The following is an 18,777-nucleotide window of genomic DNA, read 5'->3' on the forward strand; positions in this document are numbered from 1 at the left end:
TCACGCGAGGAGGCATCCTGTTCGCTTTGTGCGAGTTTGTCGAGCAGCGGGTTCGGCGAGACGATCCTGGTGACGCCGCCGATCGCGAATCACACGCCGAGCCAGTCGGGCGTCGCTTCCATAACTGCATTAAACACGGCACCGAGCAAGCCACGAAGGTGCCGCGGCCCCGGCAAATTGATGACGACGGCTATGCCAGGTGGCCAGAATTGATCGACATGGAGCGCAGCATCACGTCTGGCCACCGGGTTCATCGGCGAGATCGAAGGTGAGCGAGTCCACTGCCGCCTGAGCACGCTCTGTGGCTTCCTCCGGCGTCGCGCCGAGTGCCCAGGCGAACGCGAGTCGCGCGAGCGAATCGGTGAGATCGCCGACCTGCTCACCGACACCGGCCACAGCGGCGACCTCCATCACACCGGGCATCTCGTGCGCCTCCTCGATGCCGTGGACTGCGGTGAGGACGCCTCGGCGGTCAGCACACCGGTACCGGATCGCTGCGAAGTCCGCGCGTTCGCCGCTCCGGTGACGCTCTATCGCTTCCTCGATCTCCGCGGTGATCGAGTGGCCGACCGCTTGACGAGCCCAAGCCTTCTGGATATCGATCCCCGTCGCGGCCGAGAGCATGTTGGGGATCCGGTCGCCGCCGTAGCGTAGATGGGTCTCGATGATCCGGACAGCGTTCTCGGTGAGGATCACCTCGGTGTGGGTCAGGCCGTCCTGGATCTCAAGTGCGTCCAGCATCCGGAGAACGGTGTCGGAGATGGCTGCCGCCTCCGCGTCAGGAAGCGGCGCCGGCAGCAGGTGCCCGACTTCGACAAAGCTGTCCTGGTCGATGGACTTTTGGGTGATGCCTGCCACGAAGTGTTGGCCTGTCTCACTGATGCACTCGACACTGAACTCCCGGCCTTGGTGGAAGGGCTCGGCTATGAGCTCGTCCGCGTCCAGGCTTGAGGTTCCTTCCATGCTCCAGGTGAAGGCCCGGGGGACGTCCGCGGGAGACGCCAGTTTGCTGATGCCCAGGCTTCCGGTACCTCCTGTGGGCTTGCAGATGACGGGGTAGCCGAGCTCGGCGGCGGCCTTGGCGAGCTCATCCGGGCCGACCACCTTCATCGCGGGAGTGTCATCGACGCCCGTCTCGCTCAGGCGGGCGCGCATGAGGTACTTATCGGTGACCCACTGAACGGTCTGCGCGGAGTAGCACCTCAGCCCCAGCCTCTCGGCGATGTAGGCGGTCTTGTCCGCATCCGACTCGGTGAAATTGACGATCGCATCGATGCGGTCGTTCTCATGGATCACCCGGGCGATGCCCAGCCATTCTTCCCGGCTGGTCTCACGATCGAGGAGCAGCAGCCGGTGCAGGTCCTTCTTGTCCCATACCTTGCTTTCGAACTCCTGCCGACAGATCACGCTGATCCGCAGCCCGGGGGCAGCCTGGAAGCAATTCCTCGGGACCTCGCGTGCTCCACCGACCATGAGAAGGTGTTCGGCAACCGCTGCTCTCTCAGTACTCATCCGACCACTCCGCATTCGCATAGAACCAGTCGGCACAGATGCGAAGGCGTTCTTCGACCTGGTCACTGGTCGCGCCGGAAACGACGAAAGTCACGATCTCGCTGCTGGTGTGCCGCAACTGGTAGTCCAGCACCCAGTCGAACGGAGCCGACTGAGGGGCCTTCGTCAGGACCCTGGCGGAGGAGATCTCTCCGTGTCCGGCGATCTGCTTCTGCAGGGCCTCTGTTCGCGGCCAGTCACACGGTTCGAACCCACAGAACGCACGGACTGCGTCCATCTTGTAATCGACCCCGAAACTGGCCCGGCTCTCTTCGAATATCGGACCGCCGGCGAGCCGCTGTGCGGCCTCGCCGAGGACGAGCTCGCCGTTCGGACGCTGCCAGATCTCCACATGGAAGAGGCCGTCGGGCCCAAAGGGAAGCACATTCTCCAGGAGGTTCCTGGTGAATTCGATGAGTTCCCGGAAAATGTCGCTCTGGGCGTCGAGAATCGTGCTACCCAAGAACCCGCCGCCCTGAAAGAAATCCAAATGACTGCCGACATATCGGGCCGCGCTCATGAAGCGGCAGACGCCCTGGGAGTAGTAGCCGTCGACGTGAAACTGCGTCCCGTCGACGAAGGCCTCGGCGAGCATGTCCGGCTCGCGGTCGGCCCCGGCGAAGATTCCCGCACTCAGCAGGGAGTCCAGCTCGGTCTGCGAGCTCAGGATGAAAGTCTCGGCCGATCCCCTGCCCGAGATCGGCTTCAGTACGACTGGGAAGCCGACCGTGTCCGCGAAGTCGAGTAGCTCGAAGGCATTGCGGACCCTCCTGCCCTCAGCCACCGGAACGCCTGCCGCAGATGCGCACTGCTTCATGAAGAGCTTATCGCGCATGTAGACCACGTCCTCTGGAGGGATACCTGCCAGCCCGTGGCGTTTGCGCAGCCATGCCGCTCGCAGGACGTCTGCCTCCGTCATGGGGATGATCCGCTTGAACCCGCCGTTCGCGAGCAGGTGGTCGGCCCGCTTCGCTACCAGGTCGTTCGCCTCGTAATTCTCGAAGCACTCAATTTCCTGGAATGCATCACCATAGTGCGCCTTAATCCATTCCGGCGGGTGATCGCAGTCTGTTCCCGTCAACAGATAGGCCGTATTCTGGGTAGCGTCGGACCATTCCCGAGGTGTACTGCGAAGCAACGCACTGAGTGGCGACATGATCATGTTTTCCACGGTGCCTCAATCCTGCTGGGCGGAGTATATGCTTGGCCATTTCGTCCGCATCGTCAAACGGACATTTAGGGCAACGACGCGGACTGTGAATACGCCGCATCCATAGGAGAGTTGGGTCGTACTATTCCGCGAAAGCGCGTTCAATTCGAGCTAGAGCGTCGATGAGGCCCAACTACATCTGCTCATGCTCGCTCCTGCGCCTCGCAGGCGGCACGATCGGGCAGCACGCTCCGTGTTGGACGGTTATGAGTTCTTGGACCAGAGAGCCAGCGGAATGATTGCCCTGGCCAAGTCTTCGCCCCTCGGGGTCAGCTCGTAATGCACACGCACTGGAGAGGTTTCGCCACTGACTATGCGATCCACGACCCGCAGCTCCCGCGCGCGAACGAGCGTCCGAGACAACTGCTTGCTGTCCATGCTGGTCTCACGAGCAAGCTCATTATGCCCCAGTGGGCCGAACGCCAGAGCGTTCAGAACGGCGATCATTCCACGTCGGGCTAGAACGTCTACTACCTCAATCGCGCCATGGAGCTCGATCGAATTTATCGCTCCATCCTTCTCGACGCCGCCCCTATTTGCTCGTTTTACTTTTTTTACGAACGAGTAACTAGAATCCATAGTTTAAAAAATTCCCCCGATGTGCTGCAGCCCGCCTCTTTCCGGCTGTAGCCGGTGACGGTTGTTTGGCGCCGAATCAGCTGCTGTGATGGTGCTCACATTCGCCTCGCTCAGCTCGGCAGGAGTCTGCCAACGACAGCCTGCAAGATCAAGTTGCTCAGTCTGTTTTGTCGGTTACACCCGCGAAGGTCCACCCTGTGAAGCCTGGGCAATGGGTTGCCAATGGCGGGTCGTCTATCAATTGCGCTATCGACTCGATGTCTCGATGTCACTAGGTGGCATGAATGTCTCTTGATGTGCGATCGACCGTATGGATTACTCGGTTGGGGGTATGCCGCTCGTTGAGCCCTGCCGTGCGTGGAATCTTCGCTGCGTGCGAATTTGGGATGCCCAGGCCTGATATAGGGTATCTGCGGTCCTGGGGAAGAGGCTCGGCGATCTGGATATCCGCTTGGCGTGCCCATCTACCGTAACCGCCGGCAGCCCACTACCCCGTTCCGGAAACATCAAACAGGAGTCCGCACGTGATCAATCCGAGCTTTTCTGTCTCTGGCACAGATATTCAGAACTTCCGTGAGCACGGCTTCCTGAAGCTCAAGGGCATCTTCTCGCTGGAACTCATCGAGCATATGCAGAAGCTTTGCACCTCGGAGGTCGCTCCCCCGTCGGACAACTACGGCAAGGGCTTCAGCAAGCTGAAGTACGACGTGGGTAACGACGACCCCACCGTTCTCGACGTGATGCGCGACGAGACCTTCTCGACCGCTATAGCCAAGCTGACCGGACAGCAGCTGTTCTTCACCCAGGGGCTCGGATTCGAACTGGCGAAGGGCAAGAGCACTGGGTTCCCGTGGCACGTGGGCAACAAGAGCTTCGGCTTCCAGCGCCGCCAGGACGCAGGCTTCACCGTCTGGACGCCGCTGTGCAGCATCGATGCCCAGGGCCAGCGCGGCGGCATGAAGTACGTGTCCAAGCAGCACCTGTCGGGCGAGTTCGTCTACCAGCACTTCAACCTGGTGCCCGAGTACTGCAAGAGCGAGGTCGAGGCCGGCCGCGACCTTACCTACGAGGACTTCAGCACCCTCAAGGACGGCCCGCTCAACTCGCCTTCAACGAAGGCGCTGCTGGACCACTTCGCGGTGGAGGACTCCTTCGAACTGGGCGACGCCCTTCTCTTCGACAAGTACGTGCTGCACCGCAGCATCAAGCTCGAGGAGGGCCCGATCCCGTCGCGGCTGGCCTACGCGCTGCGCTTCTGCTCGGTCGACGCCCGGTACGACAAGCGCCGCGTCGAGAACCTCGCCGCCCCGCGGACCACGTTCAACTACGACATCGGCCGCGACTTCAACGACAAGGTCGCTACCGAGGACGGCGAACTGGTCTACGCCAGCCCGTACTTCGACGGCACCCGGGAGGCCCGCACGCTCCGGGCTCCCCGCGAGGCTTGAGAAATTCGTGACCTGCTCGACCGGCAGGCGCGAGGGTTGAAAGCGTGACGAAGGTGCCGTTCTCGGCCTGGCATTGATCGGGAGCCGCAGTGGCCTAGATCTATGCAGGGGAACGGCACCTTCAAAGTGAACTTACGACATCAAGTGGTTTGCAGAAAAAGTCCGGAGTGCTGCGGAACGGTGTCTCCGTCGCCGCCTGGAGAAACGCCCGGGCAAATCAGGGCAGCAGACGGGTCATGGGCTTCTGCTGTCTGCCACGCGATTTGCATTGTTACCACCAGAAGTTGCGGCACCAGACCGTATGACACCAGAAGAGGGTCCACGAGTGACATTGCTCAATGACGCACCGCCCGCCGGGTTGGCCGGTATGTCGGTGCGCGCCACGCAACGCTTCCGCGCCTACACCAACAAGCACCTCGACGAACTGGTGGCCCGAGCCGGGCTCGGGCCCGAGGCGAGGCTCGCGACTCGAGCCGTGGCGACGGTGCTGCCCTTTCGGACGAACGCCTACGTGGTGGACGAGCTGATCGACTGGTCCGCCGCCCCCGACGACCCGATCTACCGGCTCGTCTTCCCCCAGGCGGACATGCTGCCCGACTCGGACGTCGCCCGGATCGCGGACCTGCTCCGCCGGGAGGCACCGCCCAAGGAGATCCAGCGCGCGGCCCACGAGATTCGGATGAAGCTGAACCCCCATCCCGCCGGGCAGATGGATCTCAACGTTCCCGACGAGATACAGGGCATCCAGCACAAGTACCGAGAGACGGTGCTGTTCTTCCCCAAGCAGGGCCAGACCTGCCATGCATACTGCACGTACTGCTTCCGGTGGGCGCAGTTCGTCGGGGAGCCGGACCTGAAGTTCGCTTCCGATGACATCGATGGCCTGGTGAAATATTTGGTAGCGCACCCTGGCGTCACCAGCGTACTCATCACCGGTGGCGATCCCATGATCATGGGTGAGTCGGTCCTCAAGCGCTACATCGAGCCGTTGCTTGAGCTGCCGCAGCTCGAATCGATCCGGATCGGGAGCAAAGCTCTGGCGTACTGGCCGCAGCGGTTCGTGACCGACCCGGACGCAGACGCCACGCTGCGGTTGTTCGAGCGGGTCACCAAGGCCGGCAAGAATCTCGCTTTCATGGCGCACTTCAGCCATCCGCGGGAGATGGAGTCGCAGCTGGTCTCCAAGGCGGTCCGCCGCATCCAGTCGACGGGCGCGACCATCCGGACCCAGGCCCCTCTGATCCGGTCGATCAACGACAATCCCAGCGACTGGTCGAACATGTGGCGGCAGCAGCACGCAATGGGGATGATCCCGTACTACATGTTCGTCGAACGCGACACCGGCCCGCAGGACTACTTCGCGGTCCCGCTCGGCCGGGCGTACGAAATCTTCCGGGATGCCTATACGTCGGTCTCCGGCCTCTGCCGGACCGTTCGCGGCCCCTCTATGTCGGCCACGCCGGGCAAGGTGTGCGTCGAGGGCGTCACGGAGATCAACGGCGAGCGGCTGTTCATGCTCCGGCTTATCCAGGCGCGCGACGCGTCGCTGGTGGGGCGGCCGTTCTTTGCCCACTACGACCCGGAAGCCACGTGGCTGTCGGACCTGAAGCCGGCGCTCGCCGGTAAGTTCCCCTTCGAAGAGTAAGGGCATCGCTTTTCTGAAGCCCGACCGCTCAAGGACGCGGACGCCTACGCGCCCCGGATGCCGGCCGCCTGGGCGTACGACTTCGGTGCCTTGCATCTGCGGTTCTCAGTGCTGAGACGCCCCGAGCTGGAGCTGGTGGAACTGCGACCCGCGTGTGCGTGGGGCGGTGCTGGCGGTGATCCGGACTGCACCGATCTCGGCCCGAGACGTTCCGGATTCCCCAGTACGCCAGGTTTTCGTCGGGCCGATATGGCGTTCCAGCCCATACGTCCTGAGCTGCTCATCTCAGCTATTCAACCTTCTGCGACAAGGCACCTTCGATGTCCCTGAGCGACTCCATCACCCACGTCCTCGTAGGCTTCAGCGCCGGGAGCCTCTCCGACCTGGAGGAACGCCTCCCGGAACGGTCCGTGCTGATCCTGGAGGAATCGAGCGTCATCGAGGCTCGGCGAGCCCGCGAGCAGGCCGCCAAGTTCCGTTGCGTCGCGGCTCTGTTGGAGGCCCCCACCCAAGATGAGGAGCACCCCGAGCGGATCGTGGCCGCCGTGCAGCGTCCGCCGCGCGTGCAGGCGGTGATGCCCGGTGTCGAGTACGGGGTGGTCTCGGCCGCCGCGCTCGCCGACGCCTGGGGCGTGCCCGGCGCCGGGCTCGCCGCCGCGCGGGTGTTCCGCGACAAGGCGCGGCTGCGCGCTGTGGCCGGTGCGGCCGGCATCGCCCAGCCTGCCTGGGCCGAGGTCAGCGGGCCAGACGAGGTCGAGCGGTTCCGCTCCGTGCACGGGCGGGCCTGCGTTATCAAGCCGGGCAACAGTCAGGCCAGCCTCGGCGTCCAGCGTCTGGAGCCTGGCGACGACGTCCACGCGCTGTGGTCGCACACCGCCGGGGCCAGGGACACCCGGCAGCGCGCCCAGTACGCTGACGCCGACCGCTACTTGGTTGAGCAGCGTCTGTACGGCCCTGGGGTCAGCGTCGAGGTCTTGGTCCACAAGGGCGTGGTCGGCTTCCGCAACATCACGGCCAAGACCGTGCTGCAGTCTCGTTACCCCGTCGAACTGGCCCACACAGTCCCGGCCGGGCTTCCCGCCGCCACCGAGGAGGCGCTGTACCGGGCCGTCCGGCTGCTGGCCGAGACAGCCGGCTTCCGCAACGGCGTGCTCCACGCCGAGTGGATCCTCGGCGACGGCGGCCCGTACCTGGTCGAATGCGCGGCCCGGCTCCCTGGTGACAACATCCCGCAGCTGATCGACCTCGCCTATGGCGGCTCCCTGGCCAGCGACATGCTCGGCATCCTGGAGGGCGGCGGTCCAGTCGGGCCGCGCGACCCGCTGGGAGGCGCCGCAATCCGCTTCCTGAGCTCGCCTCCCGGTGTGGTGGCCGAGGTCCTGGGCGAGGAGAAGGCGCGAGCTGCCAAGGGCGTGCATTCTGTGCACGTCGGCGTCGCGCCCGGGGAGGTAGTCCGGCCAACGACCAGCTCCTGGGAACGGGCCGGTCATGTGATCGCCACGGGCGCGGACGGCCCCGACGCGGCCGCCAACGCCGAGGACGTCGCGGGGCGGATCGCCGTGGTGTGCACGGATGGTGCCGCAGAGGAGGAACAGCGGTGAAGCTGCCCTCGTACAAGGACTACGTGCCGCCCACCGCCGCCGCGCGGACCTTTGCGCTCACGGCTCTGATTAGCTCGATCGGCACCGGTCTCTTCCTTGCGGGCTCCACGGTCTTCTTCATCCGCTACGTCGGCCTGAGCAACTCTCAGATCGGCCTCGGGCTCGCCACCGCGGCAGTCTTCGGCTTCCTGGCCACGGTGCCGATCGGCGCCCTCGCCGACCGGATCGGCTCGCTGCGAGCCCTGATCGGCACTCAGCTCTGGCGTGCCTGCTGTTTCATCGGGCTCTGCTTCGTGAGCGGCCCGATCGGCTTCACGGTGGTCGCCTCGTGCATGGCGGTGGCCCAAGGGTCGACCCCGCCCCTGAACCAGGCGGTGGTCGCCGAGACCACCGGTCCCGAGGACCGGCTCCGAGCCATGGCGATTATCCGCACGGTCCACAACGTTGGGTTCTCGCTGGGTGCCCTGCTCGCCGCCCCACTGGTGTCGGCGGACAGCCCCTCGGCCTTCCGGCTGCTGGTTCTCGGCAACGCCCTGGCCTTCTTCGTCTCGGCCGGCCTGCTGATGCGGCTGAAGTTGCCCCGCAGCCCGGCAGCCCGTGCCTCCGGCAGCGTGTTCAGTGCCATCAGGGGTTTCCGCGACTGGCGTTACGTGGCGCTGAGCACCTTGAACGGCACGCTCTGCCTGCACGTGACGATCCTCTCGGTCGGCATCCCGCTGTGGACGGTGACGGCCACCGAGGCCCCCACCGCGGTGGTGCCGATCCTGGTATTCGTCAACACCGTGATGGCCGTGGTGCTGCAAGTCCCCTTCTCCAGAGGGGCCGACGACGCCAAGGGAGCCAGCCGGGCTCTGCGCCGCGGTGGTCTGGCGCTCGCCGCGTGCAGCGTGGCCTTCGCGTACGCCCACGGTACGAGCGCCGCGGTGGCGCTCGCGGTGCTGCTGATCGGTCTGGTGCTGCTCACCTTCGGCGAGCTATGGCAGTCCGTCGGCGGCTGGCAGTTGTCGTACCTGTTCGCTCCTGAGGGCCGGAAAACCACCTATCTCTCGGTTTTCAACCTCGGCTCCACGAGCGAGGGCATCATCGGGCCGAGCCTGATCACCATCGTAGTGATCGGCACCGGCCGGGTCGGCTGGCTGGGTCTGGCGGTCTTCTTCCTGCTCGCCTCACTCCTGGTACACCCGTTGGTGGCTCTGCTGGAGCGGCAGCAGCAGCCGGCCGAGTCCAAGGAGGCGATCGGGGCCCCGGAGCCACTCGGCTCCTGAGGTCCCGGTGGCCTCGGCACCGCTGCGTGCCGTTGTCCGCCGTCCTGGACGCCCGGGGGCGGTGACGGATGCGGCCACACCGAGGTGGTGCTGACGGCGCAGGGATCGGTCCTGATCTAGATCGGGGCCAGGCCGGGCGGCGGCACCAGGCCAGCCGTCGTGGAGAAGGTCCCCAGGGCAGCGCTGCTCGCCGACGCGCTGATCGGCCTGAGGCGGCTAACGGAGGTCGATGAGGCTTCGGCCGACCTGTGCCCTGCTCACCGGCTCATCCCGGCCGCCCCGCGCGCGCTGCGGGCCACGAAAGAAGCTACCCCCTGCACCGTGACCACGCCGTAGCGCGGTCTACCCGAAAGGAACGCAATGACGCTGGCCACGGGACCAGTGCCTGGTCTCACCCACCACCAAATCCTGATCTTCCTGCTGCAGACGGGTCTGCTGCTTGCCACCGCGATCGTCCTCGGCCGCCTCGCCGTGCGAGTGAACCTGCCGCCGGTCGTAGGCGAGCTGACCGCCGGAGTCGTGCTCGGGCCCTCGCTTCTGGGCAACTGGCTCCCAGGCCTGTCTAACTGGTTGCTGCCCCGCAATCCCGAGCAGATGCACCTGCTCAGCGCCGTGTCGCAGTTTGGCGTACTGCTGCTGGTGGCGATCACTGGCGCGCACATCGACCTGGGCCTCCTCAAGCGCAAGCGTCGGGTGATCGCCTCGGTCAGCGCGGGCACAGTGCTGCTGCCGCTGCTTCTGGGCTGTGGGCTCGGCTTCGTGCTGCCCACGCAATTGATGGGCGATCCGGGCAACCGACTCACCTTCGCGCTGTTCATCGGGGTGGCGGTGGCGGTGAGCGCGCTCCCGGTGATCGCCAAGACGTTGCTGGACATGGGACTGCTGCACCGGAACGTCGGTCAGATCATCATCGGTTCGGCGGCGGTGAGCGACATCATCGGCTGGATGCTGCTGTCGATCGTGTCGGCCATGGCCACCCGCGGTCTCCACTCGGGGGTGGTTCTCGAGTCCGTCGGCTACCTGCTGATCGTGCTGGCCTTCGCGGCGTTCCTGGCCGGTCCACTCATCGCGCGGCTGATGGGATGGGCCGAGCGGGCTGGCGGGCCGGCAGGTACCCAGGTCAGCCTCTCGGTCGCGATTGTGCTGATCATCCTGTCCGCGGCCGGTACCCAGGCACTGGGCATGGAACCGATTCTGGGCGCCTTCCTGTGTGGCATCGTGATCGGCTCGTTGGGCAAGGCCGGGCGCCGAACGCTGGGCACCATGCGGCCCTTCGTGATGGCGGTCCTTGCCCCGATCTTCCTGGCCACCGCCGGGCTCCAGGTGGACCTGTCCGCGCTCAAGAGTCCGAAGATCCTGCTCGCCGGGCTGGCCACCCTCGCCGTCGCGATCGGGGCGAAGTTCGTCGGCGGCTACCTCGGCGCGCGGGTCGGACGACTGTCGGGCAACGAGGCGCTCGCCATCGGCGCAGGCCTCAATGCCCGTGGCGTGGTGGAGATCGTGCTCGCCTCCGTCGGCCTGCGCATCGGGGTGCTGACCAGCGGGTCTTACACCATCGTCGTGCTTGTGGCGGTGGTCACGTCGGTGATGGCCCCGCCCATCCTGCGACGGACCGCCGCACGCATGCCACTGACCTCCACCGAGATCGAGCGTGAACGTGAGTTCGCGACTCAGTCCGCCTGAGGAGGCTTGGCATGACTGTGCAGGACATCGCGTATGTCGAGCTGTTCGTGTTGGACAAGGTCGCGGTCGTCGACCGCCTAGTGGCCGATCTCGGATTCGCCCGGGTCGCGGACAGCGTCCAAGCGGATCGGAGCTCGGTACTGCTGCGGCAGGGTGAGGTCCTATTGGTTGTCACCTCGGGCTGGGGCACCCGCAGGTTCGTCTCCGATCACGGGGACGGCGTCTTCGACATCGCCCTGAGCTGCGCTGACGTCGCGGCGACGGTCGAGGCCGCCCAGGCGGCCGGGGCGAGAACCCGGGCCGCGCCAAGGGGCGGCTGGATGGTGTCCGGCTTCGGCAGCGTCTGGCACACGCTGGTGCCGACCGCTCCGCAGGGCGTGCCGGCTTGGCCGTCGGGCCGGCAGTGGATCACCACGGCCGGATCCCCGGCTACGGCGGCCGTACCGGACTCCCCGGCCGAGCCGACTGGACGGATCCTGCGCCTGGACCACATGGACATCCTGCTGACCGCGCGCGGTCTCGCCGATTACGCAGCCTTCTGCGAGGACGCCCTGGGCTTTACCCGGCTTCCTGCCGAACTGCCCGGCCGGACCGGCGATGCGGCCGACTCGGCGGTGCTGCGCATCGGCCCGGCGGGTCCCTCCGTGGCGCTCACCGCATCCGCCCACCGGGACGGCCGGCCGAACGAATCCGACGAGTTCCTGGAGCGCAACGGTGGCCCCGGCGTTCACCGCCTCGGCTTCCGCACCGGCGAGATCCGTTCGGAGATATCGGCCCTGCAGCTGGTCGGGCGGCGCGACCACGACTCCGTCCCGGGCCGCGGCACCGGACCCAGGCCACTGCGGGACCAACTACCTGACGGGGTACCGCGATGATCGGCAGTGGAGGTTGGGACGGTCTGCTGCACCACGTCGCGGCAACCGCCCTGGACGCAGCTCCCGAAGCCGCGGCGGTGACTGGGGTGCTGCTCTCGATGGACGGTCGCATCCCGGTCGATCAGGGCTTGGACCGGCTGCCACGGGAGTCGCGCGAGCTGCTGCGGCGCGTCGCCGAGCTGCCCTGCCGGGCGGTCGCCGCCACGGAGCAGGTCGAAGGCATGCCCGTGGGGCTGAGCCGGACTGGGCAGGTCTGGGCGGTCCAGGCGCCGGACGGCTCCGAGCCGCTGGTACGGGTCCTCGGTGGCGCCGCTGCCGCCGAGCTGGACCAAGCGGTACGCCGCTGGGCTGCGGAACGGCGCACGGCCGAGGCCGAGCGGCTGCGGCTGCGGGACTGGCTGGCCGCCCAGGCCGGCGAGGCGGTCGACGAGTGTCTGGACCGCCTGGGGCACCTGTTGCTGCACATGGCGCCGGTCCAACTGCACGTGGGCGATGCCTGCTTCACCAACCTGGGCCGGGGCAACCTCCCCGGCCGCTCGGTGTCGGCCGGTGCCCCTGCCGACACGCTGGCCCGGCTGCGCAGCCAACCGGTCGGCACGTGGAGCGGCGAGGAGGCCGCCTTTGTGACGGCGTGCTGGGTACTGATCACCAGCGGCCCGCCGTCCCGGCTGGAGGAGGCTAACGGCTTCCACCTCGACCTGCGCTGGTTGAGCGGGTTCCTGCGGGGACACGCGGAACGGTATGGAGTGCAGGTGGTGGCACCGGGGCGCCCGACGGAGCCGGAAGCGCTCATGGCCCTGGCCGCGCGCCTCGCCGAGCGCCGGGCGGAGCTGCTCGGGCAGGGCACGGTCTTCTACCGTGAGATCCACGGGGTGAGCCTGAACAAGCGGGAGCGGTCGCTGCCAGCCGTGCCGGACGCCCGGCTGCTGGCCCGGCCGCAGTACCGGTGGTCCAGGTGGTCGGCGCAGGCGCCGACCCTGGCCGACATGGGGCGCGAGGCCGCGCACCAGGTTCAGGACGCCGCCGTCGGCAAGCGTCCGGCCGTCCGCGCGGAGATCCTCCGCGACCTGCTCCAGGACCTCGCCACAGCCACCGGCTCCGATGTGACCATGGCCCGCGGCCCGCGGGAGCTCTTCTTCGTGGACGACTCCGAGCCGGAGCGGCACGCGCTCACCCTGGGCACCACCGACTTCTACTGCTGCGTTGTCCCCAGCGGATCCTTCGCGAACCAGCACCGCGGTGGGGAACCGTCACTCGACAAGATCCTCGCCGCCTACAGCGCCCGCATGCGCTTCAACAGCTGGCACTACCTCCCACACGTGCTCGGGCAGACCGACGATCCCCGGCGCGACGACTGGTTCTTCGCGCCGACCATGCCCGACCTTAGCCACCACTCCGAATGGCACCACACCGGGCACGTGAGGTTCGGCGTGCGCTATGCGATGCGGGTGCCGCTGCAGGTGGCCCTGGACGGCCGGACCTTCCCCGGTCTGTACGACCTGCGTCTGATGCGGGCCGACGGCGTCCCGTTCACCGCGGCGGACCTGGAGACCGCCGTTGCATTCGGCCAGGTCCTGCAGGTGTTCCACGAGGAGATGTACCGCGTGTGCCGGGACAAGGTCACCGAGTTCGACAACGCCTGGTTCCGGAGCACCTATGCGTAGCGGGCCCGGGTGCTCGGCGCGGAGTCTCACCGGGCGGTACGCCGAGGGCGCGTTGCTGCCGTCGAGCCATGTCGCCGAGCTGCTCGACCGGATCACCGACGGGACCCCGGAGGGGTCCGCCTTCGTGTCCGTCGCCCGGGACTCGGCGATGGCCGCGGCCCGGCGTGCGGACCTGGCGTACCGCAGCGGAAGGGTGCCCCCGCCGCTGTGCGGGGTGCCGGTCTCGGTCAAGGACCTGCTCGACGTGGCGGGATTGCCGACCGGCCGTGGGCGCGCAGGGGACGCCCCGGCGGCGGCGACGGACTCGCCCGTGGTCGAGGTGGTGCGCCGGGCCGGAGCGGTGATCCTGGGCAAGACCCGCACCTCCGAGGACGGCTGGTCGGCCAGCACCGTCGGTGCCTGCGGCCCGGCCAGCGTGAACCCGCGCTGCCCGGACCGCAGCAGCGGCGGATCGAGCGGCGGAGCCGCCGTCGCGGTGGCCACAGGTCTGGGGCCGATCGCGATCGGGACAGACGGCGCCGGTTCGGTGCGCATCCCCGCCGCGTGGTGCGGGGTCGTCGGGTTCAAACCGACCTGGGAGCGCTGGGCCTACGGGCCGCGCGGCGACAGCCTGTCCCACGTCGGAGCGCTCGCCGCGACGGTCACGGACTGCCTGCTGCTGGACCAGTTGGCGGCAACGGTCACCTCGGAACCGGACAGGGCGGCCCACCCGCTGCACCGGATCGCCTGGCTGTCGCTGCCGCACGCCTCCCACGGGCAGGACACCCTGCGGGCCGACCTGCACGCAGTCTGCGGACGGCCGGCGGCCACCGTCGCCCTGGACACCACCGACGCCTACTCCCGGGCGCTGGTGCCGATGTTGGCCGCAGGGGAGCACCCGCGGCTAGCGCGGCACGAACTCTGGCCAGGCCACGCCGAGGTGGCGCGATCGGGCGCCGCCGTAACCGAACGGCAGCTGCGCCGGGCCGAGGAGGTCCGCGCCCGGCTGGCCGCGGATCTCGATGCGGCCCTCGCCGAGTACGGGGTGCTCGCGCTGCCGACGGTGGCGGTGCCCGCCTTCGGAGGGGACGAAGAGTACCCGCCGGGCACGGACGTCCAGGACTGGCTGGGCTGGGCGGAGAACACCTTCCTCGCCAACCTCACCGGCCACCCCGCGATCAGTCTGCCCTGGGGCACAGACTCCGACGGCGTACCGCTCGGCCTCCAGCTGATCGGTCGGCGCGGCCAGGACCGGGCCCTGCTGGAAGTGGCTGGCCTGCTGGAAGCGGAAGCCGCCCGGACACCGCATGACGAGGGCCGTCCGGCAATGACGACGAAGAGAAGGGGGGCGCAGTGAACGAGATCGGCATCGGAGCCGGAACCAGCACGCGGCCCGGCGTGGTGGGCCACCGGGACATCGACGCGGTGCGCGAGGCAGCAGCCGGAGTGGACTTCGTGCACGTGCTCTACGGAGACCCGCACGGGATCGCACGGTCCAAGGCGCTCTCCCCCCACGCACTGACGGGCGCACTGCAGCACGGGGTGGACTTCAGCCCCGGCCCGCTCGTGTTCGACACCGGGCACACCGTCGCCCTCAGCATCGACGACACCGCCTTCGTGCAGGAACTGCACGGCGCAGGGGACATGGTCGTGGTGCCGGACCTGAGCACCTGGACCGTCACCGAGCACCAAGGGCGGCGCACCGGGTGGGTGATCGGCGAGGAGCGGCTGCGCAACGGGGCCGAGCACCCGCTGTCGAGCCGCCGGGTGCTGCGGGAGGTCGTCGAGCGGGCGGTCGGGCTGGGCTGGAGCCCGGTCGTCGGCATCGAGCTCGAGTTCTACCTGCTGCGCAGACTGCACGAGGGCTACGCCGGCGCACCCGGTGGGTTCGGTGTGCAGGGCAGCCCCGAGCCGGTGGCCCTGGTGGACGGCGGCTACCAGTTCAACTCGACCCGTCTGCTGGAGGCGGCCCTCGACCTACTCGCCCCGCTATGGGCGCCGCTCCGCTCGCTCGGCGCCCAACTGCGCACCGTCGAGCACGAGTCGGGGCCCGGGCAGCTGGAGATCACCTTCGCGCCCCAGCACGCACTGGCCGCGGCCGACACCGTGCTGCTGCTGCGCACTTGGCTCAAGTGCTTCGCCCGGGGGCAGGGATTGCACGTCTCCTTCATGGGGCTTCCGGCCTTCCCATCGGCGGATCCGAGCGGCTGGCACCTGCACCAGTCGCTGCGGCAGTCGGACGGGAGGCCGGTCTTCGCGGACGCGGCCACCGGCGAGCTGGGCGAGGTCGGCGGCGGCTACGTCGAGGGCCTGGTGCGGCGGGCAGCGGAGTACTCGCTGCTGAGCAATCCGACGGTCAACGCCTACCACCGCTTCGGCTCCGCGCATTCGCTCTCTCCCTCGCGCGCGAGCTGGGCCCGGGAGAACCGGGGTGCCCTGGTGCGGGTGGCGGACGGAGGGGCACCAGAGGCGGCCCACGCGGAGAACCGCATCGGTGACCCCACGGCCAACCCTTACCTGTACCTGGCGTCCCAGATCTCCTCCGGCGTCGAGGGGGCGGCGGAGGCGCTGATCCTCTCCGCACCGGCGCCGAGACCCCAGGAGCAGGGGACGCCGCTGCCGGAGACCCTCGGTGCCGCCATCGAGGCGTTCGAGTCTTCCGAGGCGGCCCGGGAGTTGGTCGGCGACGACCTGCACCGTGCCCTGGTCGAGCTCAAACGCAGCGAGTGGAACCGGTTCATCGAGGCGGAAGGCGGATTCCGCAGCGGACGAGTGAGCGAGTGGGAAGGGCGGGAGTACGGTGACGAGTTCTGAGGAGCGCTACCGGGTCGAGGTGCTCACCAGTGTGGAGGACCTCCCCCCGGAGTGCGGGACGATCGCTAAGGAGTTGGGGATCTCCACCTTCTACTACGGTCTCGAGTTCCTGCGCGCCTACGAGCGCGAGCCGATCCAGCGGGTGCTGCACACGCGGTACCTGGTGGTCAGGGATGCCGACGGGGAGTTTGTGGGTTTCGTGCCCTGCTACGTCCAGGGCGACCCGTTGCGGGCGCTCGACCTGGCCGAGAACGAGGTGGTGCTGCTGAGCCACGTCTGGCACTGCTCCGATACCAGGCTGGCCTTCCGACGGGAGGATCCGGAGATCGCCGCCGCGGTGGCCTGGACCATGGAGTCGCTGGCGCGTGAACTCGGTGCTGGGCGCTACGGGTTCATCAACGTCGCCGAAGGGCCGAGCCGGGACATGCTGGTGGCGGCCGGTTTCGTCCCCCGGCACATCGACACCCGCTACGTCATCGATCTCGCCGCGACGGGCGACTTCGAGGGTTACCTGCAGAGCCTCCGGCCCAACGCCCGCGGGGAGTACCGGCGCCAGCTCAACCGGGCGCGCGACGCGGGGGTGCGCGCGACGGTACGGGTGCCCGACGGCGCCGAGGACCCGAGCAGCCTTGACATCTTCGAGAAGCTGATGGCCAACGTGGGCTCGGCCGGTTACTACGACAAGGAGCGGATCTCCCGCTTCCTCACCTACGTGCCGTCCGGGGCCAGGATCGTTGAGCTGCACCAAGGCGAGGAGCTGCTCGGCAAGGCGGTCGTCTTCCTGGAGGAGACCAAGATCCACGCCTGGGCCGGCGGCTACGACCGGTACGAGGATGCGAAGGTCAAGCGCCCGTTCAGCAGCTACTACCTGCTGATAGCGGAGATCATCCGGCTGGGCTACGAAGCCGGGGTGCGCTACTTCGAGGGCGGTCGGCGCAACGGGCCGTTCAAAGAGCGCTACGGGATGAGCCCGGTGGAACTCGACGCCTTCATTCGGGAGGTGGCCCCGTGACCGGCGGCGGCATGGGGCGGGGTCGCCTCTTGGACGTGCGCGAGCTCGCGGAGTTCGTCGCCGCGCTGTCTGCCGCAGGGGAGGGGAAGACGCAGCCGGGCCCAACGGAGGTGTATTTGCTCGGCACCGGCCCCGCGGCGGACGTCTGCGCGGAACGCCTCAGGGAGGGACTCGTCCCCTTTGGCTTCCGGGTGGTGGCGCTGGACGACGGCCGACCGGAGGTGCGCGCCGTCTCCGCCCACCGGCCTGGCCCCTGGGCGGCCTGGACCGCCGAGGAGTTGGACGGACTGGTATCGGACGTCCAGGCGGAGCGTGTGGCCCACTGGGCCCAGACCGCTGCCGCCCAGCCGCGGATCCGCACCTTGCACCGGCCAGGCTCGGACTCCATCGGGGTCGTCGAGTTCGACTGCGCCGCGGGCAGGCTGGTCGCCAAGGTCGGCCCGGAGGACGTAATGCTGGTGGAGCAGGAGCACGTGCTCCGCGCCCACGCGGCCGGTGCGCCGATCTTCCCCGCGCCGCGCGGCTTCGAGGCGCGGGACGGAGTGGCCGTCCGCCTCATGGACGCCGTCGTCGACGGCGGCTTCGTGGACCGGGTATTCCGCCGCAGCCTAGACGGCCTGCTCCGTGCCGACCCGGCGGGGGTCCCCGTGCTCGATGGGCACCTGCGGGTCCTCGCCGAGTGGTACGCCGACACCCTCACCGAGGGTGAGCCGCAGGTCGCGGCCTACCTGTACACCGAGCGCCTGCACCGGCTGCCGGAGACCGGGGCGTGCCGCCGCGTCGGTGAGTCGGTACTGGGCACGGTCGCCTACCGGCAGGCCTTCACCAGGCCGGTGCGGCTGCCCGACGGCAGCCGCAGCAGCTACGCAGAGCTCGTCGCCTGGGTGCGCGAGACCTACCCGCAGTGGCGCCCGCTGCGGTCGGCGGTCGTACACGGGGACATCTTCACCAGCAACCTGATGTGGGGTCAGGCCGGAGAGCCACGGTTCATCGACCCGCGCAGCGCCTGGGACGGCGCGGCGGAGGCGGTGGCCGGCCACGGGGACCCGGTCTTCGACCTGGGCACGCTGCTGCACGCGGTGTCGCCGATGGTGACCCTGCTCGATGCCGTCAGCCGCGGCCAGGAGGAGCTGCTGTCGCCCTCCGTGGATCCCGGCTCCGACGGCGAGGTGGACGCCCGCAACCTGGTGTCCACCGGGGACTGTCCGGCGCGCCCGGTCTACCTGGACCGGGCTGCCCGGCTCATGGCGGGCTGGGCGGACCCGGGGGCACCGGTACGCATGCACCTGGCCTCCGCCTGCAGCCTGCTGGGCTGGCTCAAGTACCCGAAAGTCGTCCGCACCCCCGGAATCTGGTGGGCGGTCTTCCTTGCGGTGGTCGCCGACCTCGCCCGTGCCCGGCGCGTGCACGAGGGACTCGACCCCGCGTTCACACACGACGGACCACGGTGA

14 protein-coding genes are annotated in these 18,777 nt (G+C 68.2%); 11 read left to right on the forward strand and 3 right to left on the reverse strand.

The genetic code is table 11. The features are described 5' to 3' along the window. Positions 1 to 231: 231 nt before the first annotated feature. The 3 genes from ACZ3H8_RS20695 to ACZ3H8_RS20705 form a co-directional block, all read right to left on the reverse strand. Complete coding sequence (locus tag ACZ3H8_RS20695) at positions 232 to 1,512, reverse strand: ATP-grasp domain-containing protein (protein ID WP_467403825.1); 1,281 nt, start codon at positions 1,510 to 1,512, stop codon at positions 232 to 234. Continuing rightward, positions 1,502 to 2,713 (reverse strand): ATP-grasp domain-containing protein, encoded by a 1,212-nt coding sequence (locus tag ACZ3H8_RS20700; protein ID WP_467404090.1) that lies wholly within the window; start codon positions 2,711 to 2,713, stop codon positions 1,502 to 1,504. Before ACZ3H8_RS20700 ends, ACZ3H8_RS20695 begins: the two co-directional genes overlap by 11 nt. A gap of 252 nt (positions 2,714 to 2,965) precedes the next feature. Further along, a complete protein-coding gene (locus tag ACZ3H8_RS20705; RefSeq protein ID WP_467403827.1) occupies positions 2,966 to 3,340 on the reverse strand; it encodes a winged helix-turn-helix transcriptional regulator in 375 nt (124 codons plus the stop codon). Positions 3,341 to 3,864: 524 nt separating this feature from the next. On the opposite strand from ACZ3H8_RS20705, the gene ACZ3H8_RS20710 reads away from it, so the two are divergent. The 11 genes from ACZ3H8_RS20710 to ACZ3H8_RS20760 all read left to right on the forward strand — a co-directional run bounded on the left by ACZ3H8_RS20710 (position 3,865) and on the right by ACZ3H8_RS20760 (position 18,777). After that, a complete protein-coding gene (locus tag ACZ3H8_RS20710) occupies positions 3,865 to 4,788 on the forward strand; it encodes a phytanoyl-CoA dioxygenase family protein (protein WP_467403828.1) in 924 nt (307 codons plus the stop codon). Between the two features lie 325 nt (positions 4,789 to 5,113). Continuing rightward, positions 5,114 to 6,433 (forward strand): KamA family radical SAM protein, encoded by a 1,320-nt coding sequence (locus ACZ3H8_RS20715; protein ID WP_467403831.1) that lies wholly within the window; start codon positions 5,114 to 5,116, stop codon positions 6,431 to 6,433. 320 nt (positions 6,434 to 6,753) lie between these two features. Further along, positions 6,754 to 8,034 (forward strand): ATP-grasp domain-containing protein, encoded by a 1,281-nt coding sequence (locus ACZ3H8_RS20720; protein ID WP_467403833.1) that lies wholly within the window; start codon positions 6,754 to 6,756, stop codon positions 8,032 to 8,034. Then, complete coding sequence (locus tag ACZ3H8_RS20725; RefSeq protein ID WP_467403835.1) at positions 8,031 to 9,299, forward strand: MFS transporter; 1,269 nt, start codon at positions 8,031 to 8,033, stop codon at positions 9,297 to 9,299. Before ACZ3H8_RS20720 ends, ACZ3H8_RS20725 begins: the two co-directional genes overlap by 4 nt. Before the next feature lie 360 nt (positions 9,300 to 9,659). After that, on the forward strand, positions 9,660 to 10,982 hold the full coding sequence (locus ACZ3H8_RS20730; protein ID WP_467403838.1) for a cation:proton antiporter: 1,323 nt from the start codon (positions 9,660 to 9,662) through the stop codon (positions 10,980 to 10,982). Between the two features lie 11 nt (positions 10,983 to 10,993). Next, the gene (locus ACZ3H8_RS20735; RefSeq protein WP_467403840.1) at positions 10,994 to 11,857 is read left to right on the forward strand and encodes a 4-hydroxyphenylpyruvate dioxygenase; all 864 of its coding nucleotides are present in this window, start codon (positions 10,994 to 10,996) and stop codon (positions 11,855 to 11,857) included. Next, positions 11,854 to 13,521, forward strand: coding sequence for a hypothetical protein (locus ACZ3H8_RS20740; protein WP_467403843.1), 1,668 nt, complete (start codon positions 11,854 to 11,856; stop codon positions 13,519 to 13,521). Before ACZ3H8_RS20735 ends, ACZ3H8_RS20740 begins: the two co-directional genes overlap by 4 nt. After that, positions 13,514 to 14,857, forward strand: coding sequence for an amidase (locus ACZ3H8_RS20745; RefSeq protein ID WP_467403845.1), 1,344 nt, complete (start codon positions 13,514 to 13,516; stop codon positions 14,855 to 14,857). Before ACZ3H8_RS20740 ends, ACZ3H8_RS20745 begins: the two co-directional genes overlap by 8 nt. Further along, the gene (locus ACZ3H8_RS20750; RefSeq protein WP_467403848.1) at positions 14,854 to 16,314 is read left to right on the forward strand and encodes a type I glutamate--ammonia ligase; all 1,461 of its coding nucleotides are present in this window, start codon (positions 14,854 to 14,856) and stop codon (positions 16,312 to 16,314) included. Before ACZ3H8_RS20745 ends, ACZ3H8_RS20750 begins: the two co-directional genes overlap by 4 nt. Further along, the gene (locus ACZ3H8_RS20755) at positions 16,301 to 17,326 is read left to right on the forward strand and encodes a GNAT family N-acetyltransferase (protein WP_467403850.1); all 1,026 of its coding nucleotides are present in this window, start codon (positions 16,301 to 16,303) and stop codon (positions 17,324 to 17,326) included. The genes ACZ3H8_RS20750 and ACZ3H8_RS20755 overlap by 14 nt, the downstream gene beginning before the upstream one ends. 35 nt (positions 17,327 to 17,361) lie before the next feature. Next, complete coding sequence (locus ACZ3H8_RS20760) at positions 17,362 to 18,777, forward strand: phosphotransferase (RefSeq protein ID WP_467403853.1); 1,416 nt, start codon at positions 17,362 to 17,364, stop codon at positions 18,775 to 18,777.

It is taken from the genome of Streptomyces sp. NPDC002868 (assembly GCF_055563295.1).